Source organism: Brachybacterium ginsengisoli (assembly GCF_002407065.1).
Classification (GTDB): domain Bacteria; phylum Actinomycetota; class Actinomycetes; order Actinomycetales; family Dermabacteraceae; genus Brachybacterium; species Brachybacterium ginsengisoli.
Map to the genome: position 1 here is coordinate 2,599,943 of NZ_CP023564.1, position 25,335 is coordinate 2,625,277.

Annotated in this window: 23 protein-coding genes; 5 read left to right on the forward strand and 18 right to left on the reverse strand. The window is 71.4% G+C overall.

The features are described 5' to 3' along the window. Positions 1–20: 20 nt before the first annotated feature. Entirely contained in the window at positions 21–503 is a 483-nt protein-coding gene (gene nrdR, locus CFK41_RS11580; RefSeq protein ID WP_096799796.1) for a transcriptional regulator NrdR, read from the reverse strand. Positions 504–532: 29 nt separating this feature from the next. After that, positions 533–925, reverse strand: a complete 393-nt coding sequence (locus CFK41_RS11585; protein ID WP_096799797.1) for a LysM peptidoglycan-binding domain-containing protein — start codon at positions 923–925, stop codon at positions 533–535. 169 nt (positions 926–1,094) lie between these two features. Between CFK41_RS11585 and lexA the strand changes: the two genes are divergently transcribed. Beyond that, positions 1,095–1,799 carry a transcriptional repressor LexA gene (lexA, locus tag CFK41_RS11590; RefSeq protein ID WP_096799798.1) on the forward strand — a complete coding sequence of 235 codons (705 nt, stop codon included), beginning with the start codon at positions 1,095–1,097 and terminating at the stop codon, positions 1,797–1,799. Positions 1,800–1,925: 126 nt separating this feature from the next. Here the strand turns inward: lexA and CFK41_RS11595 are convergent, their stop codons facing one another. Continuing rightward, positions 1,926–3,947 carry an ATP-dependent DNA helicase gene (locus tag CFK41_RS11595; RefSeq protein WP_096799799.1) on the reverse strand — a complete coding sequence of 674 codons (2,022 nt, stop codon included), beginning with the start codon at positions 3,945–3,947 and terminating at the stop codon, positions 1,926–1,928. A gap of 65 nt (positions 3,948–4,012) precedes the next feature. Next, positions 4,013–5,581 carry a GTPase HflX gene (hflX, locus tag CFK41_RS11600; protein ID WP_096799800.1) on the reverse strand — a complete coding sequence of 523 codons (1,569 nt, stop codon included), beginning with the start codon at positions 5,579–5,581 and terminating at the stop codon, positions 4,013–4,015. Between the two features lie 153 nt (positions 5,582–5,734). Between hflX and CFK41_RS11605 the strand changes: the two genes are divergently transcribed. Further along, positions 5,735–6,349: a class I SAM-dependent methyltransferase gene (locus CFK41_RS11605; protein ID WP_096801059.1), complete on the forward strand. Its 615-nt coding sequence runs from the start codon at positions 5,735–5,737 to the stop codon at positions 6,347–6,349. Positions 6,350–6,377: 28 nt separating this feature from the next. Here the strand turns inward: CFK41_RS11605 and dapF are convergent, their stop codons facing one another. Together dapF and miaA are read right to left on the reverse strand one after the other, a co-directional pair. Further along, entirely contained in the window at positions 6,378–7,229 is an 852-nt protein-coding gene (gene dapF / locus CFK41_RS11610; RefSeq protein WP_096799801.1) for a diaminopimelate epimerase, read from the reverse strand. 9 nt (positions 7,230–7,238) lie between these two features. Further along, complete coding sequence (miaA, locus tag CFK41_RS11615; protein WP_096801060.1) at positions 7,239–8,216, reverse strand: tRNA (adenosine(37)-N6)-dimethylallyltransferase MiaA; 978 nt, start codon at positions 8,214–8,216, stop codon at positions 7,239–7,241. Positions 8,217–8,384: 168 nt separating this feature from the next. On the opposite strand from miaA, the gene CFK41_RS11620 reads away from it, so the two are divergent. Further along, positions 8,385–8,876, forward strand: coding sequence for a YbjN domain-containing protein (locus tag CFK41_RS11620; protein ID WP_096799802.1), 492 nt, complete (start codon positions 8,385–8,387; stop codon positions 8,874–8,876). Between the two features lie 75 nt (positions 8,877–8,951). On the opposite strand, the gene miaB is transcribed toward CFK41_RS11620, so the two are convergent. The 12 genes from miaB to CFK41_RS11680 form a co-directional block, all read right to left on the reverse strand. Continuing rightward, positions 8,952–10,553 (reverse strand): tRNA (N6-isopentenyl adenosine(37)-C2)-methylthiotransferase MiaB, encoded by a 1,602-nt coding sequence (gene miaB, locus CFK41_RS11625; protein ID WP_096799803.1) that lies wholly within the window; start codon positions 10,551–10,553, stop codon positions 8,952–8,954. 22 nt (positions 10,554–10,575) lie between these two features. Next, complete coding sequence (locus CFK41_RS11630) at positions 10,576–11,265, reverse strand: regulatory protein RecX (RefSeq protein ID WP_096799804.1); 690 nt, start codon at positions 11,263–11,265, stop codon at positions 10,576–10,578. Positions 11,266–11,268: 3 nt separating this feature from the next. After that, positions 11,269–12,390, reverse strand: coding sequence for a recombinase RecA (recA, locus tag CFK41_RS11635; RefSeq protein ID WP_096799805.1), 1,122 nt, complete (start codon positions 12,388–12,390; stop codon positions 11,269–11,271). Between the two features lie 282 nt (positions 12,391–12,672). Then, a complete protein-coding gene (locus CFK41_RS11640) occupies positions 12,673–12,897 on the reverse strand; it encodes a DUF3046 domain-containing protein (protein ID WP_096799806.1) in 225 nt (74 codons plus the stop codon). 1 nt (position 12,898) lies between these two features. After that, a complete protein-coding gene (locus tag CFK41_RS11645; RefSeq protein ID WP_096799807.1) occupies positions 12,899–13,204 on the reverse strand; it encodes a helix-turn-helix domain-containing protein in 306 nt (101 codons plus the stop codon). A gap of 212 nt (positions 13,205–13,416) precedes the next feature. Then, complete coding sequence (locus CFK41_RS11650; RefSeq protein ID WP_096799808.1) at positions 13,417–13,917, reverse strand: CinA family protein; 501 nt, start codon at positions 13,915–13,917, stop codon at positions 13,417–13,419. Next, a complete protein-coding gene (gene pgsA / locus CFK41_RS11655; protein WP_096799809.1) occupies positions 13,917–14,513 on the reverse strand; it encodes a CDP-diacylglycerol--glycerol-3-phosphate 3-phosphatidyltransferase in 597 nt (198 codons plus the stop codon). The genes CFK41_RS11650 and pgsA overlap by 1 nt, the downstream gene beginning before the upstream one ends. Positions 14,514–14,594: 81 nt before the next feature. Continuing rightward, on the reverse strand, positions 14,595–17,393 hold the full coding sequence (locus CFK41_RS11660; RefSeq protein ID WP_227873060.1) for a DNA translocase FtsK: 2,799 nt from the start codon (positions 17,391–17,393) through the stop codon (positions 14,595–14,597). A 392-nt stretch (positions 17,394–17,785) separates the two neighbouring features. Continuing rightward, entirely contained in the window at positions 17,786–19,480 is a 1,695-nt protein-coding gene (locus CFK41_RS11665; protein WP_096799811.1) for a ribonuclease J, read from the reverse strand. A gap of 67 nt (positions 19,481–19,547) precedes the next feature. Next, complete coding sequence (gene dapA / locus CFK41_RS11670; protein WP_096799812.1) at positions 19,548–20,456, reverse strand: 4-hydroxy-tetrahydrodipicolinate synthase; 909 nt, start codon at positions 20,454–20,456, stop codon at positions 19,548–19,550. A gap of 55 nt (positions 20,457–20,511) precedes the next feature. Next, positions 20,512–23,256, reverse strand: coding sequence for an asparagine synthase (glutamine-hydrolyzing) (asnB, locus tag CFK41_RS11675; RefSeq protein WP_096799813.1), 2,745 nt, complete (start codon positions 23,254–23,256; stop codon positions 20,512–20,514). A gap of 155 nt (positions 23,257–23,411) precedes the next feature. Continuing rightward, positions 23,412–24,164 (reverse strand): HAD-IA family hydrolase, encoded by a 753-nt coding sequence (locus CFK41_RS11680; RefSeq protein WP_096799814.1) that lies wholly within the window; start codon positions 24,162–24,164, stop codon positions 23,412–23,414. A 74-nt stretch (positions 24,165–24,238) separates the two neighbouring features. Between CFK41_RS11680 and CFK41_RS11685 the strand changes: the two genes are divergently transcribed. Further along, positions 24,239–25,024 (forward strand): AzlC family ABC transporter permease, encoded by a 786-nt coding sequence (locus CFK41_RS11685; protein ID WP_096801061.1) that lies wholly within the window; start codon positions 24,239–24,241, stop codon positions 25,022–25,024. Further along, entirely contained in the window at positions 25,021–25,335 is a 315-nt protein-coding gene (locus CFK41_RS11690) for an AzlD domain-containing protein (RefSeq protein ID WP_096799815.1), read from the forward strand. Before CFK41_RS11685 ends, CFK41_RS11690 begins: the two co-directional genes overlap by 4 nt.

Sequence of the window (25,335 nt, forward strand, 5' to 3'; positions counted from 1 at the left end):
CGATCGACCCCGGGAGGGCCTCAGCCCGCCGACTCGGGGACCGACTCCCCGTTCTGCTTGGCCTCGGCGCGGAGACGCGCGATCGCCGACTCGAAGTCCTCGAGGGTGTCGAAGCCCTGATAGACGCTCGCGAAGCGCAGATAGGCGACGACGTCCAGCTCCTGGAGCGGCTGCAGGATCGACAGCCCCACCTGATGGGCGTCGATCTCGGCCTGGCCGCTGGAGCGGATGCTCTCCTCGACCCGCTGGGCCAGCATCGCCAGCTGATCATCGCTGACCGGCCGTCCCTGGCACGCCTTGCGGACCCCGGAGATCACCTTGGCCCGGCTGAACGGCTCGCTGACGCCGGAGCGCTTGAGGACGGAGAGGGAGGCTGTCTCCGAGGTCGAGAAGCGGCGGGAGCAGTTCGGGCACTGCCGGCGACGGCGGATCGTCGCACCGTCGTCGGACGTGCGCGAGTCGACGACGCGGGAGTCGGGGTGGCGGCAGAACGGGCAGTGCATCCGCCCAGAATACCGGCACCCTCGTCCGCTCAGCGGGCGGAGTCCTCCAGGACGGGCAGCTCGATCTGCTGGCCTGCGGTGACGCGACCGGTGGGCAGCTGGTTCTCGGCACGCAGCTCGGCGACGTACTCCTGGGCGCCCATGCCCTCGGGGGCGTACTGCTCGGCATAGCCCCAGAGGGTGTCGCCGTCCTGGACGGTGATCGTGACGGGCTGATCGCCCTCGGTGCCCGCGAGCGCCGGGAGCGCGACGACGAGCAGCACGGCGGCGGCCACGATCAGGCCGAGCACGAAGGCGGCGGCGGTCAGCAGCGCGCGACCGCGACGGGTCGGTTCGAGTCGAACGCGCGCTCGAGGAGCGGCCCCATCACGGGTCGACTCCTGCGCCGGGAAGGGAAGCAGCGTGGCGGTATCGGTACGCATATCCGAACTCCTGTTCGATCGAATGTCTGTGCGACTGTAACCCGGGGCGTCCGCGACACGCAACAGAAACATCGAACATATGTTTGGCTTCTGGTGAACGCCGCCCTACGCTGGGTCACAGGACAACGGAACCGCACGGGTCCGACAGACGACGCCAGGAGGCCGCACGATGACGCCGAGCACCCCCAAGCCGATTCCGCTGCGCGAGGATGCTCCGTCCGACGAGCGCACCTCGGGGCTCACGCGGCGCCAGCGGCTCATCCTCGAGACGATCAACGACGCGGTGGCCACCCACGGCTACCCCCCCACGATGCGCGAGATCGGCGACGCGGTCGGCCTGACCTCCTCGTCCTCCGTCGCGCACCAGCTGCAGTCCCTCGAGCGCAAGGGGTTCCTGCGGCGCGACCCGAAGCGCCCGCGGGCGATGGAGGTCGTCATGCCCGATGCGGACGACACCCCGGCTCCCCCGTCCTCCGCCCCGGAGCCCGAGATCATCCCGAACTCCGTGACGGTCCCTCTGGTGGGCAGGATCGCCGCCGGCGTCCCGATCACCGCCGAGGAGCAGGTCGAGGATGTCTTCACCCTCCCCCAGCGCCTCGTGGGCGACGGCGACCTCTTCCTTCTCCAGGTGGTCGGCGAGTCGATGATCGACGCGGCCATCTGCGATGGCGACTGGGTGGTCGTGCGCTCCCAGAACACCGCCGAGAAGGGCGAGATCGTGGCGGCGATGATCGACGGCGAGGCCACGGTCAAGACCTTCGTCCAGCGCGACGACCACGTCTGGCTGATGCCGCACAATCCGTCGTTCGCCCCGATCCTCGGCGATCACGCCGAGATCCTCGGCAAGGTCGTGGCGGTGCTGCGAGCGGTCTGACGACCCGCACCCGCTCGTCCGACGACGCCGCGGCCGCCCGCTGAGGGCGGCCGCGGCGTCGTCGCGTCAGGCCTCGGTGGATCGGACCTCGTGGGACCGGGCGTCGACCGGACCGACGACGGCGGATCAGGCCTCGGCGAGGCGGCGCAGCGCCGCCAGGGCGACCTCGGGATCCGTGGTCGGCCACAGCGGCGGCATCGACTCGCGCAGGAACCCTCCATAGCGAGCGGTCGACAGGCGCGGGTCGAGCACCGCGACCATCCCGCGGTCCGCGTCCGCGCGGATCAGGCGCCCGGCGCCCTGGGCGAGCAGCAGGGCGGCGTGCTGCGCGGAGATCGACATGAAGCCGTTCCCGCCCCGGCGGCCGATCCTCTCCTGGCGCGCGGCCGTCAGCGGGTCGTCGGGGCGCGGGAACGGGATCCGGTCGATGGTGACCAGCCGCAGCGACCGTCCCGACACGTCCACGCCCTGCCACAGGGTGAGGGTTCCGAAGAGGCTCGCGTCCTCCTCCTCGCGGAAGGTGCGCACCAGATTCGTCATCGAGTCCTCGCCCTGCACGGCGATGGTGAGATCCAGGCGGGCGCGGACGTGCTCGGCCGCGAGCTCGGCGCCGCGCCGCGAGGAGAACAGGCACAGCGCTCCCCCGCGGGAGGCCTCGACGAGCTCGGTGAGATGGTCCAGCATCGCCGGCGAGGGACCGTCCCGACCGGGCTGCGGCAGATGACTCGCGGTGTAGAGGATTCCCTGGCGCCGGTACTCGAAGGGACTGCCCACGTCGAGGCCGGCCCACGCGTTCGCGTCCTCCAGCGGCGGGATCTCCTCGGGAGCCATGCGCGCGGCGCGGGCCAGCCCCACCTCGCCCGCAGCGGGCTCGAAGCGACCGCCGAGGGCGAGGGTGGCGGAGGTCAGCACGGCTGTGCGGTCCTCGAGGATCGCCCCGCGCATCGCGGCGGCGACGCTGAGGGGCGCGACCTGGATGCTCGAACGTCCCGTGGCCTGAGAATGCGATATCGAGACGACATCGTCCTCCCCCGGCGCCGAGAGTCGCTCGCAGACGTCGATGATCTCCTGCAGGTTCGCCCGGACCGTCTTGCGGGCCCCGGCGGAGGAGTCGTCGCCGGCATCCTTGGCATCGGAGTGGGCGGTGCGCGCCTCGACGCGCAGCTGGGTGACGGCGTCCGCCAGACGCTCGGGCAGATCGCCGATGACGCGGCCGTCCGGAGCGAGCTCGAGGGCCTCCCGCAGCTCCTCCGAGGCGTCGTCCAGGGCGGTTCCGGCGACGCCCAGGCCGCGCAGATCGCGAACGGTCCCGCGCAGCATCCCGGGAGTGAGCACATCGGTGACCGCGCTCGTCACGCGGGTGGAGAGGTCGTGCGCCTCGTCGAAGACCACCACATCGTGCTCGGGGATGATGCCGTGGTTGTCGAAGGCGTCGATCGCGAGCAGCGCATGGTTGGTGACCACCACGTCGACCTCCCTGGCGATCTCCCGGCTGCGCTCGGCGAAGCAGTCCTCGACCATGGGGCAGCTGCTGCCGATGCACTGGGTGCCGGTCACCGAGACCTGGCGCCAGGCGCGATCGGAGACCGCATCCTCGAGCGAGTCCCGATCACCGCTGTCCGTCTGCTCGGCCCATTCCCGCAGCCGCCGCACCTGGGCACCCAGCCGTTCTCCGCCGTCCCGAGCAGGATCCGTGGAGGCCTCCGCGAAGAGCGCGCCGGGCTCGATGTCCACCGGGTAGCCGCCGGCGATCTTGTGCTTGCACAGATAGTTCGCGCGCCCCTTGAGCAGGGCGAAGGTGGGAATGCGGGGAAGATGCGGGGCGAGCGCCTCGACCAGGCGCGGGAGATCCTTGCGCACGATCTGCGACTGCAGCGCGATCGTGGCGGTCGAGATCACCACCGGCCGCCCGCTGACCAGGGCATGACGCATCGCCGGGACGAGATAGGCGAGGGACTTGCCGGTGCCGGTGCCCGCCTGCACGAGCAGGTGCCGGCCGCCGGACATCGCCAGGTCGACGGCCTCGGCCATCGTCTGCTGCCCCTGCCGGGGAGAGCCGCCGATGGCGGACACCGCCGCATCCATAAAGGTGGACAGGGGGATGTCCCCCGCCGCGGGGGCGGCGGGGTGCTCGGTCGGGGCGGTCATCCGTCAAGGGTATCCGCGCCCCGCCCCCTGATCCGTGAGGCTCCGGACGACAGGCCGGAGCGCTCTCAGGCCGCGCCGCGGAGCTCGGCCGCGAGCGCCTCGTCGACCCGTGCGTGCAGGCGCGTGCCCTCCATGAGGTGCTCCTCGGAGAGCACCTCTCCGCTGGTGTGGACCCGGGAGATCAGGTCACCGCGGGAGTAGGGCACCACGAGGTCCACCTCGACGGCAGGCCGCGGCAGACGGTCGGCGATCAGCTCCCGCAGCTCCTCGATGCCCATCCCGGTGCGTGCCGAGACCACCACGGAGTCGCCCACCTGGCTGCGGATCCGGGCGATGGTCTCCGGCTCGGCGAGGTCCGCCTTGTTCAGCACCACCACCTCGGGGACGTCGAAGCCCTCGATCTCGCCGAGCACGGTGCGCACGGCGGCGATCTGCCCCTCCGGGTCCGGGTGCGAGGCATCGACCACGTGCAGCAGCAGGTCCGAGTCCCCGACCTCCTCGAGCGTCGAGCGGAACGCCTCGATCAGCTGTGTCGGCAGATGGCGGACGAAGCCGACGGTGTCGGCATAGGTGTACTCGCGTCCGTCCGGGGTGGTGGTGCGCCGCACCGTCGGGTCCAGGGTCGCGAAGAGCGCGTTCTCGACCAGCACCCCGGCGCCGGTGAGCCGGTTCAGCAGCGAGGACTTGCCGGCGTTCGTGTAGCCCGCGATCGCGACGGCCGGGATCTTGTGGCGCCTGCGGTCCGCCCGCTGGGCGTCGCGTCCCGGTGCCATCGCCTTGATCTCGCGGCGCAGCTTGGACATGCGGTCGCGGATCCGTCGGCGATCCAGCTCGATCTTGGTCTCGCCGGGCCCGCGCGAGCCCATGCCGGCGCCCGCGCCGCCCACCTGGCCGCCGGCCTGACGGGACATCGACTCGCCCCAGCCGCGCAGTCGCGGCAGCAGGTACTCCAGCTGCGCGAGCTCCACCTGGGCCTTGCCCTCCCGGGACTTCGCATGCTGGGCGAAGATGTCCAGGATGAGCGCGGTGCGGTCCACGACCTTGACCTTGACGATGTCCTCCAGGGCACGGCGCTGCCCCGGCGCGAGCTCGCCGTCGGCGATGACCGTGTCCGCACCGTTGGCGGCGACGAGGTCCGCCAGCTCGGCGGCCTTGCCCTTGCCGAGGAAGGTCGCCGGGTCCGGATGGGCACGACGCTGGAGGACGCCGTCGAGGACCTCGGAGCCCGCGGTCTCGGCGAGCGCGGCGAGCTCCTGGAGGCTGGTCTCGGCCTGCTCGGTGTTGCCGGAGGTGTAGAGGCCGGCGAGGACCACGCGCTCCAGGCGGAGCTGGCGGTACTCGACCTCGGTGACGTCCTCGAGCTCGGTGGAGAGCCCGGCGACGCGGCGCAGCGCCTGGCGGTCGGCGAGGTCGTACTGGTCCCCGTCGGTCTCGGAGTCGTAGGTGACCGCAGAGAGGGACGCATCGCCGCGGGCGAGGATGCGCTCGGTCAGCGGGTCACGGGTGGGACGAGCGGCGGCGGGAGCGTCCTCGGTGCGGTCCGCTCCGCTGACGTGCTCGGCCCCGGGCCCTCCCGCGCTGGTCCCGTCGACGTCGGCGTCGGAGTCGGGTTCGGGATGGAAGGCGATCGGCACGGTCTGGGCACTCCTGGGTCAGGGGACATCTGGAGCTCCAGAATCCCACGTCCGGGCACAGGGGTCGAGACATTTTGCGCAGGGCGGAGCGGACAGGACGGCGACGAGGCTCCTCGCCCGACGGGTCGCCGCCGGGATCCGTATCCTGCTGTGGTGGACGAGCACTACTTCACCCCCTCCCCCTCGACCGAGGATCGCCGCTTCCCGCTGCAGGTGCGCCTGGCCGGTCGCGATCTCGACCTCGTCTCGAGCGCCTCGGTGTTCAGCGGACGCGGTCTGGACAAGGCGACCGCCGTGCTGCTGGATCGGCTCGACGAGATCGCCGAGCCGCCGCCCGGAGCGACGATCGTGGACCTCGGCTGCGGCTGGGGTCCGATCGCCCTGACCGCCGCGCAGCTGCATCCGGACGCCCACGTATGGGCGGTCGACGTCAGCGAGCGCGCCCGGGAGCTGACCGCGGAGAACGCCCGACGCGCCGGCCTGGACAACGTGCGCGTCCTCGCCCCGGACGAGATCCCCGAGGATCTGGCCCCGGACGCGATCTGGTCCAATCCCCCGATCCGGATCGGCAAGGAGGCCCTCCACGCCCTGCTCCAGGAGTGGACCGCCCGGCTGGCCCCAGGGGGCACCGCGGCGCTCGTGGTGGGCAGGAACCTGGGCGCGGATCCGCTCGCCCGCTGGCTCGGCGAGCAGCTGCCGGACCGCAGGGTCGAGAAGGTGGCGAGCGCGAAGGGCTTCCGGATCCTGGAGGTGGGTCCCGCCTCGTGAGGGCGGGTCGCGGTGCGCTCCGGCGCTGTCAGACCAGCGTGGTGCCGTCCGCCACCAGACGGGCGGGACCGGTGAGCTGGACCTCTCCGTCCGCGGACCAGCTGACCTGCAGCCGGCCGCCCGGCACGTCGACGGTCCACGGCTCGCGGGAGTCGTCACCGGCGCGCAGCGCAGAGGCGACCCCGACCGCAGCCACTCCCGTCCCGCAGGAACGGGTCTCCCCCACTCCGCGCTCGAGCACCCGCATCGCCACATGGCGCGTGCCGCGGGAGGCGACCAGCTCGATGTTCGTGCCCTGAGCCGGGGCCGGGTCGGCGGCCGGCGGGCGGAGCTGCAGGTCGAGGTCCTCCAGCTCGAGCCCCTCGGGCAGGAACGCCACGGCGTGGGGGTTCCCCATGTCGACGTCGGCCGCCTCCAGGCGATGCCCGTCGACCACCACGGACCGTGCCGCGGGCGTGAGCTCGCTGCGCCCCATGCCCACGCGGACGCTCCAGTCGGCGCCGGGCGTGGCCGGCGCTCCGAGGATCTCGACGGTGCGCACCCCGGCCCGGGTCCACAGGGCGAAGCGGTCCTCGGCCACGTGCCCGGCTCGGCGCAGGTGGGCGGCGATCACGCGCACCCCGTTCCCGCACATCTCGGCGACGGAGCCGTCGGCGTTGCGGTAGTCCATGAACCACTCCGGGGCGTCCTCCGGGGCGTCGATGCCGGCGCTGCGGGTGCGGACCGCGCGGATCACGCCGTCGCCGCCGATGCCGGCTCGACGGTCCGCGAGCACGCGGACCTGCTCCGCCGTCAGATCCATCCGACCCTCCGGGTCGTCCAGCACCACGAAGTCGTTCTCGGTGCCGTGGCCCTTGGTGAAGTCGATGCGCTCGCTCATGCCCCGAGCCTACGGCCGATGCCCGCCGTGCGCCGTGACGGCCGCCTCGATCTCGGCGATCGCCCGGGGCAGGAGCTCCTCACCGGCGTCGGCCTCGAGCCATCGCACCCGCTGATCACGGCGGAACCAGGTGTCCTGCTTGCGCACCAGGCGCCGGGTGCCGGAGATCGTGTCCTCGATCGCCTGGTCGCAGCCGAGGGTGCCGTCCAGCACCGCCAGGCCCTGCTCGTAGCCGATGGCGCGGCGCGCGGTGCGGCCCCGGTCCAGCCCCCGCCCGCGCAGGGAACGGATCTCCTCGAGCAGTCCGTCGTCCACCATCCGGTGCACCCGCGAGGCGATGCGCTCGTGCAGCTGCGGGCGCTCCAGGCGCAGCCCCAGCTGCACGGTGGAGGCGTCGTGGTGCACGGGGCGGGGCAGGAAGGCCGTGAAGGGGCGTCCGGTGAGCTCAACCACCTCGAGCGCGCGCACGATCCGGCGGGTGTCGTGGCTCCCGATGGTGCGAGCGGCCTCCGGGTCGGCGATCACGAGCTCCCGATGCAGGACCCCCACCCCCTCGTCGGCGGCGCGCTGCTCGAGCCGGGCACGGACGGTCGGGTCCGTCGGCGGGAACTCGATCTCGTCGAGCGCGGCACGGACATACAGCCCCGAGCCGCCCACCAGGATCGGGACCCTGCCGCGGGACCGGATGGCCGTCACCGCCTCGCGGGCGGCGCGCTGGAAGGCGGAGACCGACGCCTCCTCGGTCACCTCCAGCACGTCCAGCAGGTGATGCGGGATCCCGCGACGCTCCTCGACGGTGACCTTGGCGGTCCCGATGTCCATCCCCCGGTACAGCTGCAGGGCGTCGGCGTTGATGACCTCGCCGCCGAGCTGCTCGGCCAGGGCGATCGCGAGATCGGACTTCCCGGTCGCGGTCGCGCCGACCACGGCGATCAGCGGCGCGGGGCTGCTCTTCCCGGCGGCGGTCGATGCGGCGGCGACGTCCATGACCGGCACTGTATCGGCGTCCTCGCGAGCGCGGATCCGTGCGGCCGACCCGGGGTCAGCGGGATCACCCTTCCGACGGAGGCCGTTCCCACGGCGAGGGAGTAGGGTGATCGGCGATCCGAGGCCTCGGATCTTCCTGGACCCTGTATCGATCGCCCGAGGTGGGAAGTGACTGCACCGAACGAGTCCCCTGTTCAGACGGGCAAGGGATCGGCCGACGCCCTGGCTCCCCTGTCCCTGGAGCGGGTCGAGGAGAGCCTCTCGCGTCACGGCTATGCCTTCGTCGAGGACGAGGAGCACCCGGAGATCCTCCGTGCCCGCTTCGACGACTACCGATTCCAGTTCATGATCTCCGGCGACGAGCACGGCGTGCTGCAGACCCGCGGCCGCTGGAGCCACTCGGTGGACGTCTCCCGCAAGGTCGAGATGGTCAAGCTCTGCAACGAGTGGAACATGAACCGGATCTGGCCGAAGGTCTACGTGCGCCGGGAGTCCGAGGGGCTGCTGGGCGTCTACGGCGAGCTCGCCGCGGACTTCCGGGCCGGGGCCCTGGACTCCCAGATCGACAACGGGATCACCTGCGGGCTGAGCACCGTGATCGCCTTCTTCCACAGCCTCGAGGAGCGCCTCGGCGCCGAGCTGGACGACCTCGACAGCTGACTCCCGGCCCCTCCGGGCCGACACAGCAGGACGGCACCCTCCGCACGCGGGGAGGGTGCCGTCCTGCTGTGCGGGTCAGCGCAGTCGCAGCGAGGGCATTCCGAGGGTGATCGGGCCGCTCGGGGCCGCGCCGCCACCGGTGCCGCACGAGCCGCCGGTCTCGAGGCCCAGCGCTCCCGCCTCCCAGGCGTCACCGGACCGGGTGCGGCGCACCGAGAAGAGATCCTCGGCCGAGCTCCCGGCGCCGGCGCGCTCCAGGGCGCTGTCCGCGATGAGGTAGTGCGGGGCGGCGTGGGTGACGCGCGCGGTCACCAGGTCTCCGGGTCGGGGGCGATCGGACTCGGAGAGGCCCTCGGGCAGGGAGAAGTGGACCAGGCGGTGGTCACGGGAGCGGCCCGAGAGACGATCCGTGCGGGCATCGCGCGTCCCTTCGCCCTCGGCGACCAGGATCTCGACCGTCCGCCCCTCCAGGGCGAGGTTCTCCTCGTAGGTGATGCGGTCCTGGAGCGCGGTGAGGCGTTCGAAGCGCTCCTGGACGACCTCCTTGGGCAGCTGGCCCTCCATCGTCGCCGCCGGGGTGCCGGGACGGATGGAGTACTGGAAGGTGAAGGCGCTGGAGAACCGCGAGGCCTCGACGACCTCGAGGGTGCGCTGGAATTCCTCCTCGGTCTCCCCCGGGAAGCCCACGATGATGTCGGTCGTGATCGCGGCCTCGGGGATCCGATCACGGACCCGCTCCAGGATCCCCAGGAACTTCTTGGAGCGGTAGGAGCGCTTCATCCGACGCAGCACCTCGTCGCTGCCGGACTGCAGCGGCATGTGCAGCTGGGGCATGACGTTCGGGGTCTCGGCCATCGCGTCGATGACGTCGTCGGTGAACATGGCCGGATGCGGGGAGGTGAAGCGCACGCGCTCGAGCCCGTCGACCTCTCCGCAGGCGCGCAGCAGCTTCGCGAAGGCGCCGTGGTCGCCGAACTCCACGCCGTAGGAGTTCACGTTCTGCCCCAGCAGGGTCACCTCGATGGCGCCGGACTCGACGACGTCGCGCACCTCGGCGAGGACCTCCCCCGGCCGGCGGTCCTTCTCCTTGCCGCGCAGCGAGGGCACGATGCAGAAGGTGCAGGTGTTGTTGCAGCCCACGGAGATCGACACCCAGGCGGCGTAGGAGGACTCGCGCCGCGTGGGCAGCGTGGACGGGAACACCTCGAGGGACTCGAGGATCTCGACCTGAGCCTCGGCGTTGTGCCGCGACCGGTCCAGCAGCACGGGCAGCGAGCCGAGGTTGTGGGTGCCGAAGACCACGTCCACCCAGGGCGCGCTCTCGACGATGGCGTCCCGGTCCTTCTGGGCGAGGCAGCCGCCGACCGCGATCTGCATGCCGGGGTTGGCGTCCTTGCCCGGGCGCAGCGATCCGAGGGTGCCGTAGAGCTTCTTGGCCGCGTTCTCCCGCACCGCGCAGGTGTTGAAGACGATCACGTCCACCTCGCCGCGGCGGGCGTCGGCCCCGGCCGGGGCGGCGACGTATCCGGACTCCTCGAGCATGCCGGTGAGGCGCTCGGAGTCGTGGACGTTCATCTGGCAGCCGAAGGTGCGCACCTGGTAGGTGCCGCGGGGCGGGGTGGCGGCGTCCAGGGAGGGATCCGACGACGGGTGCGGTGCAAGCGAGCTGTGGGACATGATGGCTCCGAGTTTACGGCGCTCAGCCCTCAGGGGCCTCGGCGGCGGCACGCAGCTCGCCGGAGATCACGTGCACCGCGAGGGACCCTGGATAGCCCTTGCGGGTGAGCAGGGCATCCAGCCGACGCGACAGCCGGCGCCGGTGGCTGCCGTCACGGTCGCTGCGCAGCTGTTCGCGGTCGCGGTGCCCGATCCGGGAGCGCACCAGCTGGCGGCAGCGCTGCTCCTCCTCGTCACCGCCCTCCAGAGCGGCCTCGATCCAGCAGGCGTCGACCTGCTTGGCCTCGAGCTCCCGACGCAGGGCCTCGTCCCCGAGGGAGCGCAGCTCGCGGCGCTGCTCCACCCAGTCGCGGGCGAAGAACTCGTCGTCGATCAGCCCGGCGCGGTCGATGCGGGCCAGCGCCTCGTGGGCGATGGATCCCGGCACCTCGCGCTGGCGCAGACGCTCACGCATCTCCCCCGCCGAGCGGCGGCGGATGGCCAGCAGCCGCATGAGGTAGCGGCACTCATGCACCACGGCCTTCTCCCGCGCGGCGTGCTCCGGATCCGGTGCCGGACGGGGGCGGGAGAGGACCTGCCGGGTGCGATCGGCCAGGCGCTCGCGGACCTCCTCGGGCGCGGCGGTCGCGGCGGACGTCCGGGGGCTGGAGATGCCGGCGGCGCCGGGGACCGGATGGTCCTCGGCGCCGCCGGCGGGTGGGATCGATGCCATCGCTCAGATGGTGACCGGGACGTCCTCGTCGAGGAACTCGTCCTCGTCGAGCGGAGCCTCGACCTGCGGGGCCTCCTGCTCGGCCGCGTACTTCCCCACGCCGAGGGTGCGCAGGATCTTCTCCTCGATCTCCGCGGCGAGGTCGGTGTTGTCCTTGAGGAACTGGCGGGAGTTCTCCTTGCCCTGGCCCAGCTGGTCGCCTTCGTAGGTGAACCAGGCCCCGGACTTGCGGACCACGCCGTGCTCGACGCCGAGGTCCAGCAGACCGCCCTCGCGGGAGATGCCCTCGCCGTACAGGATGTCGAACTCGGCCTGCTTGAAGGGCGGGGCCATCTTGTTCTTGACCACCTTGACGCGGGTGCGGTTGCCGACGGAGTCGGTGCCGGTCTTCAGCGTCTCGATGCGACGGATGTCCATGCGCACGGAGGCGTAGAACTTCAGCGCCTTGCCGCCCGTGGTGGTCTCGGGGCTGCCGAAGAACACACCGATCTTCTCGCGCAGCTGGTTGATGAAGATCGCGGTGGTGCCGGAGGCGGAGAGCGCACCGGTGAGCTTGCGCAGGGCCTGCGACATCAGTCGCGCCTGGAGGCCGACGTGGGAGTCGCCCATCTCGCCCTCGATCTCGGCCTTGGGCACGAGGGCCGCCACGGAGTCGATGACCACGATGTCCAGCGCGCCGGAGCGGATCAGCATGTCCGTGATCTCCAGGGCCTGCTCGCCGGTGTCCGGCTGGGAGACCAGCAGGGCGTCGGTGTCCACGCCGAGCTTCTTCGCGTACTCCGGGTCCATCGCGTGCTCGGCGTCGATGAAGGCCGCGATGCCGCCGTTGCGCTGGGCGTTGGCCACCGCGTGGAGGGCGAGCGTGGTCTTGCCGGAGGACTCCGGGCCGTAGATCTCGACGATGCGCCCGCGGGGCAGCCCGCCGATGCCGAGCGCGGCGTCCAGCGCGACGGAGCCGGTGGGGATGACCTCGACGGGCGGGCGGGTGTCGTCGCCCAGACGCATGATCGAGCCCTTGCCGAACTGCCGATCGATCTGGGCGAGGGCGTTGTCGAGCGAGGAGCTGCGATCCTTCGCGGACGACTTCGTGACCGGGGGCTTGGAGGCTGACTTCGGTGCTGCCATGAGCTGTTTCCTTCCTGAGGGCCGGGAATGCCGACGCGGTGACCAGTGCGGCCACAGTAGGCGCCGGCCCCGACATTCGCCGCCGCCCCGGATCCGCTGTGGACAGCGGCTGGCTGGGGAGGGGAGATCAGTGCGTGGAGGCGGTGCTGGAGGGACCGTCGGGGACCACTCTACCGAACAGGCGTTCGAACGCGCGACACCTGCGCGTCGCGAGGATCGGCGTGTCGCACGATGGGCCGAGCACCCGGACCGCGGCGCCCCGGGCGGCGTCCCCGGAGGGCCTCAGCGTCGTCGCTGCTCGGCCGCGATCTCCCAGCGGGCGGAGTCCGGCACGTCCATGGCGTCGCAGAGCGCATTCCACACGGAACGCACGGCGACCCCGCGCTCGAGAGCCTGCTCGGCGCTGATGCCGCCGATCTCCTCGAGCACGAGGTCGCTGGTGTAGGTGCGGGCGAGAGCAGGACCGAACACGTGGTCGGCCAGCTCCGTGAACTCGCTGCGTCGCACCTCAGCGGGCGCCGACGAGCGGCGCGGTGCCGTCCGCGAGTCCCTCCGGGACCGTGTCCGGGATCGTCACGCGCTCGGCGACGGCGATTCGGTCGGACACCTCTCGGAGCACGAAGGACAGCGGGAGACCCAGGGCGTCGGTCACCGAGACCAGCAGCTCGCTGGAGGCCTCCTTCTGACCGCGCTCGATCTCGCTGAGGTAGCCCAGCGACACGCGAGCATCGGAGGACACCTGCCGCAGCGTGCGGCCCTGGGAACGGCGTGCGTCTCGCAGCACGTCGCCCAGCTCCTGGCGGAACAGGATCATGGTCCTGCCTCCTTTCCTCTGGCTCGCGGAGAACTCATGGTGCAGTTCGGGGGTCCGATGCGTCGATGTCATCACGGATGGTCCAACGCCTCGCCCCACGATTGTGTTCCCACGAGTGTAGTGGGACACCCCGGGCGCTGCCTGAACCCTGTGCAGGACGGGACGGTGGGGAGGGCGGGTGCGCGCGCCGCCGGTCTGAGCTGGGGCGGCGTCTACTCCGCGAGTTCCGCGGCGAGCATCAACAGCGCCGCGTCGACGGTGCGGGAGCGGATCTCGGCCCGCCCGCCGCTGAGACGGAGTTCACGGGTCCACGTCGAGCGGCCGCGTCGTGCGATCCCGAGCATGACGGTCCCCTCGGCGGCTCCCCGGGCGTCGGGGCCGGGTCCGGCCACTCCGGTCGTCGAGACGGCGAGATCCGCGTCGTAGAGGGCGAGCGCCCCCTCCGCCATGGCCGCCGCCACCTCCTCGGTCACGGCGCCCGTGGCGGCGAGGAGATCAGCATCCACCCCGAGCACCCTGGTCTTGGCCTCGTAGGAGTAGCAGGCCGCTCCTCCGGCGATGGCCGCGCTGGATCCGGGCACGTCCGCCAGCCGGGCCACCACGGCCCCTGCGGTCAGCGACTCCGCCGTGGCGAGCATCCATCCGCGAGCGGCGGCCCGCTCGATGATCGGGCGCGGGTCGACGGGTCCCCCGTCGGCCGCCTGCTCGACCATCAGGCGCCGGTGCCGGCGGCGAGGGCCTCACGGCGCAGCCGCAGACCGTCCTTGACGTTGACCGCGCCCGACCACACGGTCAGGACCACGGCCAGGAGCATCAGCGCGAGGCCGATCCAGCGCGCCGGGCCCCACCACAGCTCGAAGGGGATCAGGCAGAAGGTGATCGCGATCGTCTGGACCATGGTCTTGGCCTTGCCCGCCATGTTCGCGGGCAGCGCTCCGTACTTGAGGATGGTGAAGCGCATGACGGTGATGCCGATCTCGCGCACCAGGATCAGCACCGTCATCCACCACGGCACGTAGTCCCAGACCGACAGCATGATCAGCGCCGCCCCGGTCATCGCCTTGTCCGCGATGGGATCCATGATCTTGCCGAAGTCGGTGATCAGGTTGCGGCTGCGGGCCAGATGCCCATCCGCGAAGTCCGTGATCATCGCGAGCACGAACACGCCCGCGACCAGGAGCCGTCCCGGGACCGAGTCCGCGTGGAGCACCGCGAGGACCACGAGCACGGGGACCATCGCGCACCGCACCATGGTGAGGATGTTGGCGATGTTCCAGAGCGGGACCTCGGCGGTGCGCGGTGCGGTCATCTGTGGCTCCTGGGCTGGGTGGGTTCTGAGGTCGTCACGGGCGATCGTGCGGAAGGGGCGAGGTGCGGCGGAGACGGGCGATCAGCGCCCGGTGAGGCTCCACGCGTCCTCGCCCTCCTCGCCGGAGTCGTCGTCGTAGTAGTCGATCGCCGGCTCGGAGTCGTCCTCGGCCAGCGGGTCGCTGCCGTACCGGTCCTGGGAGGCGTCCGCGCCCTCGGCCTCCACCGGGGTTCCCGGGGTCTGGTCGACGGCGTCGTCCCCGCCGTAGGGCGCATCGCCCTCGGCGGCAGGGGCATCCTCGCCGCGGATGCGGGCGATGGCGGTGCCGAGCTCGTCCGGGTGGACGAGCACGTCGCGGGCCTTGGATCCCTCCGAGGGGCCGACGATCTCGCGGGACTCGAGCAGGTCCATCAGGCGACCGGCCTTCGCGAAGCCCACGCGGAGCTTGCGCTGCAGCATGGAGGTCGAGCCGAACTGCGTGGTGACCACGAGCTCCGCCGCCTGCAGCAGCACATCGAGATCATCGCCGATGTCGTCGTCGATCTGCTTCTTCTCGGCGACGACCTGGACGTCCTCGCGGTAGTTCGGCTTCATCTGGGTCTTGACGTGGTCGACGACCTTGTGGATCTCCGACTCGTTGACCCAGGCGCCCTGGACGCGCATCGGCTTGGCCTTGCCCATGGGATGGAACAGGGCGTCGCCCTGGCCGATGAGCTTCTCCGCGCCGACGGAGTCGAGGATGACGCGCGAGTCCTGGAGCGACGAGGTCGCGAAGGCGAGACGGCTGGGCACGTTGGCCTTGATGATGCCGGTCACCACGTCGACCGAGGGACGCTGCGTGGCGAGGATCAGGTGGATGCCCGCGGCGCGCGCCAGCTGGGTGATGCGCTGGATCGACGCCTCGACGTCGCGCGGGGCGACCATCATGAGGTCCGCGAGCTCGTCGACCACGACCAGCAGGTACGGGTACGGGGCCAGGCGCCGCTCGCTGCCCGCGGGCACCTTGACCTCGCCGGCGCGAACGGCCTTGTTGAAGTCGTCCACGTGCTTGAACCCGAAGGCGGCGAGGTCGTCGTAGCGCGCGTCCATCTCCTTGACGACCCACTCGAGGGCCTCGGCGGCCTTCTTGGGGTTGGTGATGATCGGCGTGATCAGGTGCGGGATGCCCTCGTAGATGGTCAGCTCGACCCGCTTGGGGTCGACCAGCACCATGCGCACCTCCTCCGGGGTGGAGCGCATCAGGATCGAGGTGATCATGCCGTTGATGAAGCTCGACTTGCCCGAGCCGGTGGCGCCCGCGACCAGCATGTGCGGCATCTTGGCGAGGTTCGCGACGACATAGCCGCCCTCGACGTCCTTGCCCACGCCCATCACCAGCGGATGCTCGTTGCGTCGGGCCACCGAGCTGCGCAGCACGTCGCCGAGCGCGACCGTCTCGCGGTCGGTGTTGGGGATCTCGATGCCGATCGCCTTCTTGCCGGGGATCGGCGAGAGGATCCGCACGTCGGCGCTGGCCACGGCGTAGGAGATGTTCTTGTCCAGGGCCGTGACCTTCTCGACCTTGGTGCCCGGGGAGAGCTCGACCTCGTAGCGGGTGACCGTCGGCCCGCGGGAGAATCCGACCACCTCGGCATCGACCTTGAACTGCTCGAAGACCTCGGTGAGCGCGGCGACGACCTGGTCGTTCGCCTCGGAACGGGTCTTGTGGGGCGGACCCTCCAGCAGGAACGAGGACTCCGGCAGGGTGTAGACCACGTCGCCCGCGAGCTCGAGCTGCTCCCCCGCCCGGGGCAGATCGCCCAGCGGCGGCGGGACCAGGTCCGGCTTCTCCTCCGGGGCAGGCTTCGCCGCCGGGGCCTTCGCAGCGGCCGACGGGATCGCGGCTGTGCGACCGGCACCCTTGGCTTCGGTGGACATCGGAGTGGTGGCCTGCCCGGCGGCGCCCGGGCCGGGGAAGGTCTTGGCGCGATGGTTCTCGTCCTCGACGACGTCGAAGACCTCGTCGGCGTCCTCGGGCGCGCCACGGCGCGATGCGGCGCGACGGCTCTTCTTCCCGCTCTTCACCTTCCCGGCGGCGGCTGCCGCGTCCTCGTCGACACCCTGCTCGAAGGCCTCGTCCCCGGCGTATCCGAAGGCCTCGTGGTCGCGCTCGGCGTCCTCCGCCTTCTCCTTGCGGGTGCGCCGACGAGTCCGACCTGCCGGCTGAGCCTCGGTGGCCTGGTCGTGCACGGCAGGGTCGACGCGACGAGGGCGCATGCCGAAGGCGACGCGCTCCTCGTCCTCCTCGACGCCGCTGCCCACCATGACCTCGTAGACGCCGCGCACGCGGGAGGGGATCGACTCCACCGGGGTGGCGGTGAGGACCAGGATGCCGAAGGCGATCAGCACCGAGTGGAGCACGATGACCGCGACCGGGGGCACCAGCGCCTCGAGCGGGGCGGCGGCGAGGTAGCCCAGCACACCGCCGCCGCGGGCGAGCGCGCCGATGCCGTCCGCCGGCGCGGGCAGGCGGGCCGAGACGGAGGCGATCGCCGAGATGGCGGTGAGCAGGATCCCGATGCCGATGGCGATGCGGGAGTTGGCCCGCACCTGGTCGGGACGACGGAACATCCGCAGCGCCCAGCCGGCTGCCAGCAGCGGGATCACCATCGAGGAGATGCCGAAGGTGCCGGCCACCACCGTGTGGACCGCGCCGAAGACCGGACCGGCGGACTGCCACCACTCGACGACGGCGACGAGCGTCGCGATCGCCAGCAGGAACATCGCATAGCCGTCACGACGCTGCTCGGGCTCGACCTCCCAGCGCTGCACGCCGATCGAGCGGACCATGCCGCCGACCATGCGAGCGATCGCCAGATAGCCGGAGCGCACAGCGCGCACCGGAAGAGGGAGCGTCGAGGGATCGTTCGCCGCGGAGCCCTTGGTGCGCGAGGTACCGGCAGCAGAGGTCCGCGAGGAGCCTTTCGACGCACGTGCGGGGGAAGACGTACGTGTCGCCATGGCCCCGATCGTACCGTCCCGGGCCCGCCGCGCCCGGGAGGCGACCCGCACGGCCCCGTCGTCCCAGGCAGGGATCACAGCTCCCAGGCCGGGGCGGACGGGAGGCGCCGGGTCGGCGCGGGGCGGGCGGGGAGGCCTTTCCGGCGGAGGATCCGGTCGACCAGGGGCGCCGTGGCGGCCACTGCGGCCATATCGGCATGCTCACCGCCAGGACGCCAGTACCCGACCACCGATGACGGCGCGGCCTCAGCAGCACGTCGACCCGGGGAGGATCAGGACTCGATGACGATCGGGATGATCATCGGGCGGCGGCGCAGGCGCTGGCCGACGTACCGGCCCACCACGCGGCGCATCACCTGCTGCAGCTGGTGGGTGTCGTGGCGGTCGGTCTGGTCGGCGACCGCCTTCTCGAGGGCCTTGATGATCTCCGGGCGGATCTTCTCGAACACCTGGGCGTCCTCGGCGACGCCGCGGGCATGGATCTCCGGGCCGGCGATCAGCGCACCGGTCTCGGAGTTGACCACGGCGAACAGGGAGATGAAGCCCTCGTCGCCCAGGATCCGCCGATCCTTGAGGTCCGCCTCGGAGATCTCGCCGACGCTGGAGCCGTCGACGTAGACGTATCCGTTGGGCAGCTCCCCGACCGTCGTCGCGATCCCGTCCTTCAGATCCACGACGTGGCCGTCCTTCGCCAGCACGATCCGCTCCCGCGGCACCCCGGTCCTCTCGGCGATCCGGCCGTTGGCGATGAGGTGGCGCACCTCGCCATGGATCGGCATGACGTTCCGGGGACGCACGATGTTGTAGCAGTACAGCAGCTCGCCCTCGCTGGCGTGCCCCGAGGTGTGCACCTTCGCGTTGCCCTTGTGGACCACCTCGGCACCCAGCGCCATCAGGCCGTTGACCACACGGAACACGGCGTTCTCGTTCCCCGGGATGAGGGAGGAGGCGAGGATGACGACGTCTCCCGGCCCCACGCTCACGCGGTGGTCACGGTTCGCGATCCGGCCCAGCGCCGCCATCGGCTCGCCCTGGCTGCCGGTGCACATGAGCACCACCTGGTCATCGGGCAGGCCGTCGATGCGCCTGACGTCGATGAGGGTGTCGTCCGGGACGTGCAGATAGCCCATCTGCTCCGCGATGCCCATGTTCCGCACCATGGACCGGCCCACGAAGGCGACCTTCCGACCGTGCGCCGCCGCGGCGTCCAGCACCTGCTGGACGCGGTGGACATGGCTGGAGAAGGAGGCCACGACGATCTTCTGGTGAGCTCGCGCGAAGATCGTGTCCAGGGTCGGGCCGATCTCCTGCTCGCCGACGGTGAAGCCGGGGACCTCGGCGTTGGTCGAATCGGTCATGAACAGGTCGACCCCGGCCTCGCCGAGACGGGCGAAGGCGCGCAGGTCGGTGATCCGACCGTCCAGCGGCAGCTGGTCCATCTTGAAGTCGCCGGTGTGCAGCACCGTCCCGGCCGGCGTGGACACGTGCACGGCGAGAGCGTCGGGGATGGAGTGGTTGACCGCCACGAACTCGCAGTCGAACGGGCCGAAGCTCTCCTGCTGCCCCTCCGCCACCGCGAAGGTGTACGGCCGGATGCGGTGCTCCTTGAGCTTCGCCTCGATGAACGCGAGCGTGAGCTGGCTGCCCACCAGTGGGATGTCCGGCTTCCGACGCAGCAGGTACGGGACGGCCCCGATGTGGTCCTCGTGGCCGTGCGTGAGCACGATCGCGGCGACGTCGTCGAGCCGGTCCTCGAGGAGGTCGAAGTCGGGCAGGATCAGATCGACTCCGGGCTGGGAGTACTCCGGGAAGAGGACGCCGCAGTCGACGATCAGCAGCCGACCCTCGAACTCCAGCACGGTCATGTTGCGGCCCACGTCGCCGAGCCCGCCGAGCGGGACGATGCGCAGCGTCCCCTCGGGCAGCGGCGGCGGGAGCGGGAGACGCCGGGCGAAGACGGTGGACATCGGAACCTCCGAGCGCGGGGAACGGGTGGACCTGGTCGGACGGACGGGCCTCGCGGGCCGGGCGTGCTCAGAGCAGTCCGGCGGCCTCCAGCGCGGCGGCGAGGGCGCGCACCTGATCCTGATCGGCCGGCACGTGGGGGCCGCGCATCGCGGCGTGGGGCAGCACGCCCTGCAGGTGCAGTGCGGCTTTGGCCGCCACCGCGCCGGGCATGTGGCCCATGATCGCCTCGACGACGGGGACGAGTCGATGATGGGCAGCGCGGGCGGCGACGAGATCGGACCGGTCCACGGCCTCGATCATCGCCTTCTCCACGTCGCCGGAGACCTGGCTGACCACCGAGACGATGCCGGCGGCGCCGATCGAGAGCCACGGGAGGTTCAGCGCGTCCTCGCCGGAGTAGTAGGCCAGATCCGTGCGCTCCATGACCCGCGAGGCCTGCTGCAGATCGCCCTTGGCGTCCTTGACCGCGAGGATTCGGGGGTTCTCCCCCAGCCGCAGGATGGTCTCGTAGGCCAGCGGGATGCCGGAGCGGCCCGGGATGTCGTAGAGCATCACCGGGAGGTCGGTCGAGTCCGCGACCGCGGTGGTGTGCGCGATGACCCCGGCCTGGCTGGGCTTGGAGTAGTACGGCGTGACGACGAGCAGGCCGTCGACGCCGAGCTTCGCGTGCTCGCGGGCGAGATCGATCGAATGGGCGGTGTCGTACGTGCCCACTCCGGCGATCACCGTGATCTCGGGCCCGACGGCCTCGCGGACCGCACGGGCCAGGTCGAGCTTCTCGACGTCGGTGAGGGTCGGGGCCTCGCCGGTGGTGCCGGAGACGACGATCATGTCGTGCCCGTGCTCGACGACGTGCCGGGCGAGCTGCTGGGCCGCGTCGAGGTCCACAGCGTGGCCGTCCTCGGTGAGCGGGGTGACCATGGCGGTCCCCACCGCGCCGAACGGCCGCGCCGGGCTCTGGTCGGTGCTGGTCATGAGATCCTCCCGAAAATGCTCTGCTGTCCGGAGCCTAGACCAGATCCGAGCTCGTTCACCGCTGTGTCGCGGTGCCGAGATCCACCAGGACCGCCATCGGGGTGCGCTGACGGCCCTGACCCAGCGGGTTGTCGGCGAAGGTGGCCTCGAGGTTCTCGTGCGGCGTCGCGACGTCCGAGCCCAGCACGTTGCGGCCGATGTCGTTGGCGTCCATCACCACGGTGCCCACGAAGCTGTCCCGGAGGGCGGCGGGGATGTCCGCGCCGCGGATCGCGGCGGAGATCCGCGCGGAGACCGCGTCCGGATCCTTCGGCGGCAGCTTGGCGGAGACGTTCGAGGGGAAGGCCGAGTACGGGGTGGGGCCGTCGATGGCGCGCACGTTGGCGCCGACGACCTCGTAGAAGAGTCCCTTGCGGCCGACGGCCTTGCCCGCGGCACCCGCGGCCGAGGCCGCCAGGACGCGGGGCAGTCCGACCTCTCGGATCGCGAGCTCCATGGTGGTCGGGTCGCCCAGGCCGATGCCGGCCGGGGTGCGGCTGACGAAGCGGCTGAGGACCTTCGCCGAGCGACGCGGCTTGACCTCCCAGGTGAACCAGGAGCGGCCCTGCGAGATAGCGATGATCTTCTCGCTGATCACGAAGTACCACGGGACGCCGGCGGGCGATGCATCCTCGGGGAGGTCGGCGGCGAAGCGCTCGACCCGCTCGCGGACGAGCTTCTCGATGTCGTCGCCGCGGGCGACCAGCTCGGTCTGCAGCGGGAAGCGGCGCCAGGTGTGGCCGTCGGCCTCGGAGACCAGGTCGAGCTCCTTGCCGGGGTTGGCGAGGTGGTCGCTCTTGGGCTCCTCGACGGTCTCCTCCGGAGCCGGGGCGAGGACCGGGGCGGGTGCCCCGGCGGCCTCGGCCGAGCCGCCGAGGGCGCGGACGGCCCCGTCGGCATCGTCGAAGAAGGTGCGCATCCACAGCTCGACGTTCAGCAGGCGCCAGAACATGAGCGTGCCGTGGTTCTCGGGGTGCGCGATGTAGTCGTCGAACAGCGCCAGCACGCTCGCGGCATCGAAGTAGGGTCGCGAGGCGAAGGACGGCGAGGCGAAGATCTCGCGCAGCTGCGGGGCGATGTTCCGGAACCACTCCCCCTCCGGGGTGGTGAAGCCGATCTTGTTGCGGCGCTTGGAGATCATGTCGGGGAGGATCCCGAACATGGACTCGCGCAGGATCCGCTTGTTCCAGCCGTCGTGGATGATCGCGGACTCGTCGAGCGAGAAGAGGAACTTCAGCAGCTCCTTGTCGACGAAGGGGACGCGCCCCTCGATGCTGAAGCGCATCGTGTTCTTGTCCTCGTAGCGCAGCAGCGACGGCAGCGAGGAGCGGAAGGTGTCCTCGAGCAGGCGCTCCTTGAGGTCGTCCTGGACCGAGGAGACCTTCTCGCCGCTGTGCTCGGCGACGAAGCCCGAGTTCAGCAGCGCCTCGATCGGGACAGAGGTGCGGCCGGAGAACTTCGTCCGGGCGAGCTTGCGCAGGATGTCGCGCGAGCCGACGACCTCGCTGGCGAGCTCCTTGAAGCGCTTCTGCTTCCGCAGCTGACGGAGGTAGACGTAGAAGTACGGGTTGTACCCGGCCATCATCTCGTCGGCGCCCTGGCCGTCCAGCAGCACGGTGACGTGCTGGCTGGCCTCGCGCATCACGGCGTACTGGGCGTACGGGCCGGTGGAGATGATCGGCTCCTCCTGGGTGCGCACGAAGTCGTGCACGTCCTCGAGGAAGGCGCCGGGCTGCGGCGTGATCTTGTGCGCGGTGATCTGGCCCTTGTTGTCCTCCAGCAGCGCGTCCACGTAGCGCTCCTCGTCGTTCGAGGAGTTCGGGAAGACGGCCGAGAAGGTGTTCTGACGGGAGCCGACGGCGCTGTAGCGCTCGTCCTCGGGCTGGTCGCGCAGGTGGCGGGCGATCACGGCGGCGACCGCGGAGGAGTCCAGGCCGCCGGAGAGCGAGGTGCCGACGGGCACCTCGGACTGCAGGCGCAGGCGCACCGACTCCTGGAAGCGCTCGCGGTACTCGTCGACCACGGACTCGTCGTAGGGACGGCTGGGGCGCGCGGCGATCTCGCGCAGCTCCTCCTGGAGCCGGGTGAAGGACGAGACCTCGGTGCCGTCGGCGCGGATCTCGAGCACCTGGCCGGCCATCAGGCGGCTGACCCCCGCGAAGAAGGTCTGGGAGTCGTCGTCCTGGACCCGGAACTTCAGGTAGCGGTAGACCGCCCGGTCGTCCGGCGCGGCCTCGAACACGCGCGCCGCCAGCAACGAGCGGATCTCGGAGCCGAACACCACGCGCGGGGAGTCGGCTCCCTCGGCCGCGGGATCGATCCAGTAGTAGAGGGGCTTGATGCCGAAGTGGTCGCGGGCGATGGTGACGGTGCCCGTCTCCGCGTCGTGGATCGCGAAGGCGAACATGCCGTTGAAGCGGTCGTAGGCGGCGGTGCCCCACTCCGCGTGCGCCTCGAGGAGCACCTCGGTGTCCGAGTCGGTGCGGAAGGTGTGGCCGAGCTGCTCGAGCTCGGTGCGCAGGTCGAGGTAGTTGTAGGTCTCGCCGTTGTAGATGATCGTGTAGCGGCCGTCGGCCGTGGTCATCGGCTGCGCACCGTGCTCGCGGTCGATGATCGCGAGGCGGCGGTGGGCCAGGCCGATCTGGTCGTCGACGAAGAGGCCTTCGCCGTCGGGACCGCGGTGGGCCAGCGCACCGCTCATGCGGCGGGCGATGCCCTCGGTGTCAGCACCGAATCCGTAGGTACCGGCGATTCCGCACATGGGACGAGTCCTTTCGAGGGGGACGGCTCCCGCACCTGGTCGCAGCGCGGGAGCGCGGGGACGTGCCGACGTCCGAAGACGCGTGGACGGGCCAGGTGCGGCCGCCCGAGCCTATCAACGGCGGCGGTCGCTCCGAGGCAGGCGCGACGTGATTCTCATCCGCCGCGGCGGGAGAGCAGGAGCTCGTTCCCGTCGATGCGGATCTCGAGGTCGTCCAGGGAGGTGACCAGCGCGTCCGCGAGCGGAGCGAGGTCCCCTGCGGGCGTGGTGCTGGTCACCGCGACGGTGCGTGATCCGGCGGCCGCCCCCGCCCGCAGGCCGCCGAGGGAGTCCTCGACCACGACGGCGGCGGACGGCTCGACGCCGAGGCGCTCGGCGCCCAGGAGATAGGGCTCGGGATGCGGCTTGCCGTTGCTGACCTGGTCCGCCGTGACGAGCCCTGCGGGGACCGGGAGCCCGGTGCGGGCCCAACGCGCCTCGAAGAGCGGGGCCGTGCAGGAGGTGACGATCGTCCAGGTGGGCCGACCGAGCTGCTCGGCGGCGGCGTCCAGCTCGGCGAGCAGCCGCTCCGTGCCCGGGAGCACCACGATCCCGTCCACGTCCGAGATCTCGAGCTCCTCGATCCTCCGGTGAGCCGCCGTCAGCTCCTCCTCCCCCAGATCCGGGAGGACCTGCCCGAGGACCTGCCGGGCGGGCATGCCGTGCTGCTGCGCCCCGAACTCGAGGTCGGTGCCGAGCTCGGCGAAGAGCGTGTTCCAGGACCGCTCCACCGCGGGCCCGGAGTCGATGAGGGTGCCGTCCATGTCCAGCAGCAGCACAGAGGCGCGCAGCGGCAGGGAGGGCACGGCGCCGCTGTCTCCGGCGCGGTCGTCAGCTCGGTCGGCGGCGGGGTCCGGAGGCAGCGTCATGGTTCTAGATTCTCATACCCCATCGCGGACAGTGCGGTGGCGTCGTCCCAGGTGATCGTAGAGTGTCGAGCATCATGAGCACTGCTTCACCCGGGCCTGCGGAGTCCCTGCCCGAGGATCACGGCGACGGGGCCCTCAGCCTCCGCAGCATCCGCCGCACGGGCCTCTCGATCGGGATCGCCACCGGGCTCTACGGGATCTCGTTCGGAGCGCTGGCCACGGCCTCGGGTCTCGACGTCTGGCAGGCGATGGTGCTCTCGGCGGTGATGTTCACCGGCGGCAGCCAGTTCGCCTTCATCGGCGTGGTGGGCGCAGGAGGCTCCGCCCTCGGCGCGGCGCTGGCCTCCGTGCTGCTGGGGATCCGCAACACCCTGTACGGCCTGATCCTGGCCCCCTCGCTCCCCCGCGGCGGACTGCGCGGTCTCGCCCGGGTCCAGCTGACGATCGACGAGTCCGCCGCCCTCGCGGCCTCCGGCACCACCGTCGCGCAGAAGAGGGCGGGCTTCTGGGCGGCCGGGGTGTGGGTCTACGTGTTCTGGAACCTCTTCTCCCTGGTGGGGGCGCTGGTCGGGCAGCATGTCGCCGATCCTGCGGCGTGGGGGCTCGATGCGGCGGCGGCCGCCGCGTTCCTCGCGCTGCTGTGGCCACGGCTGCGGAGCAGGGACGCCGTGGCGATCGCGGTCGCGGCGGCCTTCGTGGCGCTCGTGAGCACCCCCGCTCTGCCACCGGGCCTGCCGGTGCTCGCCGCCGCCCTCGTCGCGGTGGCCGCCGGTCTGCTGGGTCCGGTCCCGGCGCCGCGGCACCGGCAGCGAGCGGCGGAGGCCGATCAGGTTCCGGACGACCGGGAGGAGCCCCGATGAGCCTGCTGTGGATCGCCGTGATCGGCGCGTCGGTGCTGTCCTTCGCCCAGAAGTGGATCGGCTATCAGGCACCGCCGGACGTGCTCGAGAGGCCGCGCATCTCCCGCATCACCACGCTGCTGCCGATCGCGCTCCTCGGCGCCCTCGTGGCCACCCAGACCGCGACCAGCGGCAGCGAGATCGTGCTCGACGCCCGCCTCGCCGCGCTGGCGGCGGCCGCCGTGCTGCTGTGGCTGCGGGCGCCGTTCCTGGTGGTCGTGATCGGTGCCGCGGTCGTCGCGGCGGGCCTGAGGGCGATGGGCTGGGCCTGA

Excerpts from the sequence above, each read along its gene's own strand:
- CFK41_RS11585 (WP_096799797.1), bottom strand. The coding sequence starts at position 925 with ATGCGTACCGATACCGCCACGCTGCTTCCCTTCCCGGCGCAGGAGTCG.
- lexA (WP_096799798.1), top strand. The coding sequence starts at position 1,095 with ATGACGCCGAGCACCCCCAAGCCGATTCCGCTGCGCGAGGATGCTCCG.
- dapA (WP_096799812.1), bottom strand. The coding sequence starts at position 20,456 with ATGACCAGCACCGACCAGAGCCCGGCGCGGCCGTTCGGCGCGGTGGGG.
- CFK41_RS11690 (WP_096799815.1), top strand. The coding sequence starts at position 25,021 with ATGAGCCTGCTGTGGATCGCCGTGATCGGCGCGTCGGTGCTGTCCTTC.
- miaA (WP_096801060.1), bottom strand. The coding sequence starts at position 8,216 with ATGGACGTCGCCGCCGCATCGACCGCCGCCGGGAAGAGCAGCCCCGCG.
- recA (WP_096799805.1), bottom strand. The coding sequence starts at position 12,390 with ATGGCAGCACCGAAGTCAGCCTCCAAGCCCCCGGTCACGAAGTCGTCC.
- CFK41_RS11685 (WP_096801061.1), top strand. The coding sequence starts at position 24,239 with ATGAGCACTGCTTCACCCGGGCCTGCGGAGTCCCTGCCCGAGGATCAC.
- CFK41_RS11665 (WP_096799811.1), bottom strand. The coding sequence starts at position 19,480 with ATGTCCACCGTCTTCGCCCGGCGTCTCCCGCTCCCGCCGCCGCTGCCC.
- CFK41_RS11630 (WP_096799804.1), bottom strand. The coding sequence starts at position 11,265 with ATGGCATCGATCCCACCCGCCGGCGGCGCCGAGGACCATCCGGTCCCC.
- CFK41_RS11595 (WP_096799799.1), bottom strand. The coding sequence starts at position 3,947 with ATGACCGCCCCGACCGAGCACCCCGCCGCCCCCGCGGCGGGGGACATC.
- nrdR (WP_096799796.1), bottom strand. The coding sequence starts at position 503 with ATGCACTGCCCGTTCTGCCGCCACCCCGACTCCCGCGTCGTCGACTCG.
- CFK41_RS11680 (WP_096799814.1), bottom strand. The coding sequence starts at position 24,164 with ATGACGCTGCCTCCGGACCCCGCCGCCGACCGAGCTGACGACCGCGCC.
- CFK41_RS11645 (WP_096799807.1), bottom strand. The coding sequence starts at position 13,204 with ATGATCCTGTTCCGCCAGGAGCTGGGCGACGTGCTGCGAGACGCACGC.
- pgsA (WP_096799809.1), bottom strand. The coding sequence starts at position 14,513 with ATGACCGCACCGCGCACCGCCGAGGTCCCGCTCTGGAACATCGCCAAC.
- miaB (WP_096799803.1), bottom strand. The coding sequence starts at position 10,553 with ATGTCCCACAGCTCGCTTGCACCGCACCCGTCGTCGGATCCCTCCCTG.
- asnB (WP_096799813.1), bottom strand. The coding sequence starts at position 23,256 with ATGTGCGGAATCGCCGGTACCTACGGATTCGGTGCTGACACCGAGGGC.
- CFK41_RS11650 (WP_096799808.1), bottom strand. The coding sequence starts at position 13,917 with ATGGTCGAGCAGGCGGCCGACGGGGGACCCGTCGACCCGCGCCCGATC.
- dapF (WP_096799801.1), bottom strand. The coding sequence starts at position 7,229 with ATGAGCGAGCGCATCGACTTCACCAAGGGCCACGGCACCGAGAACGAC.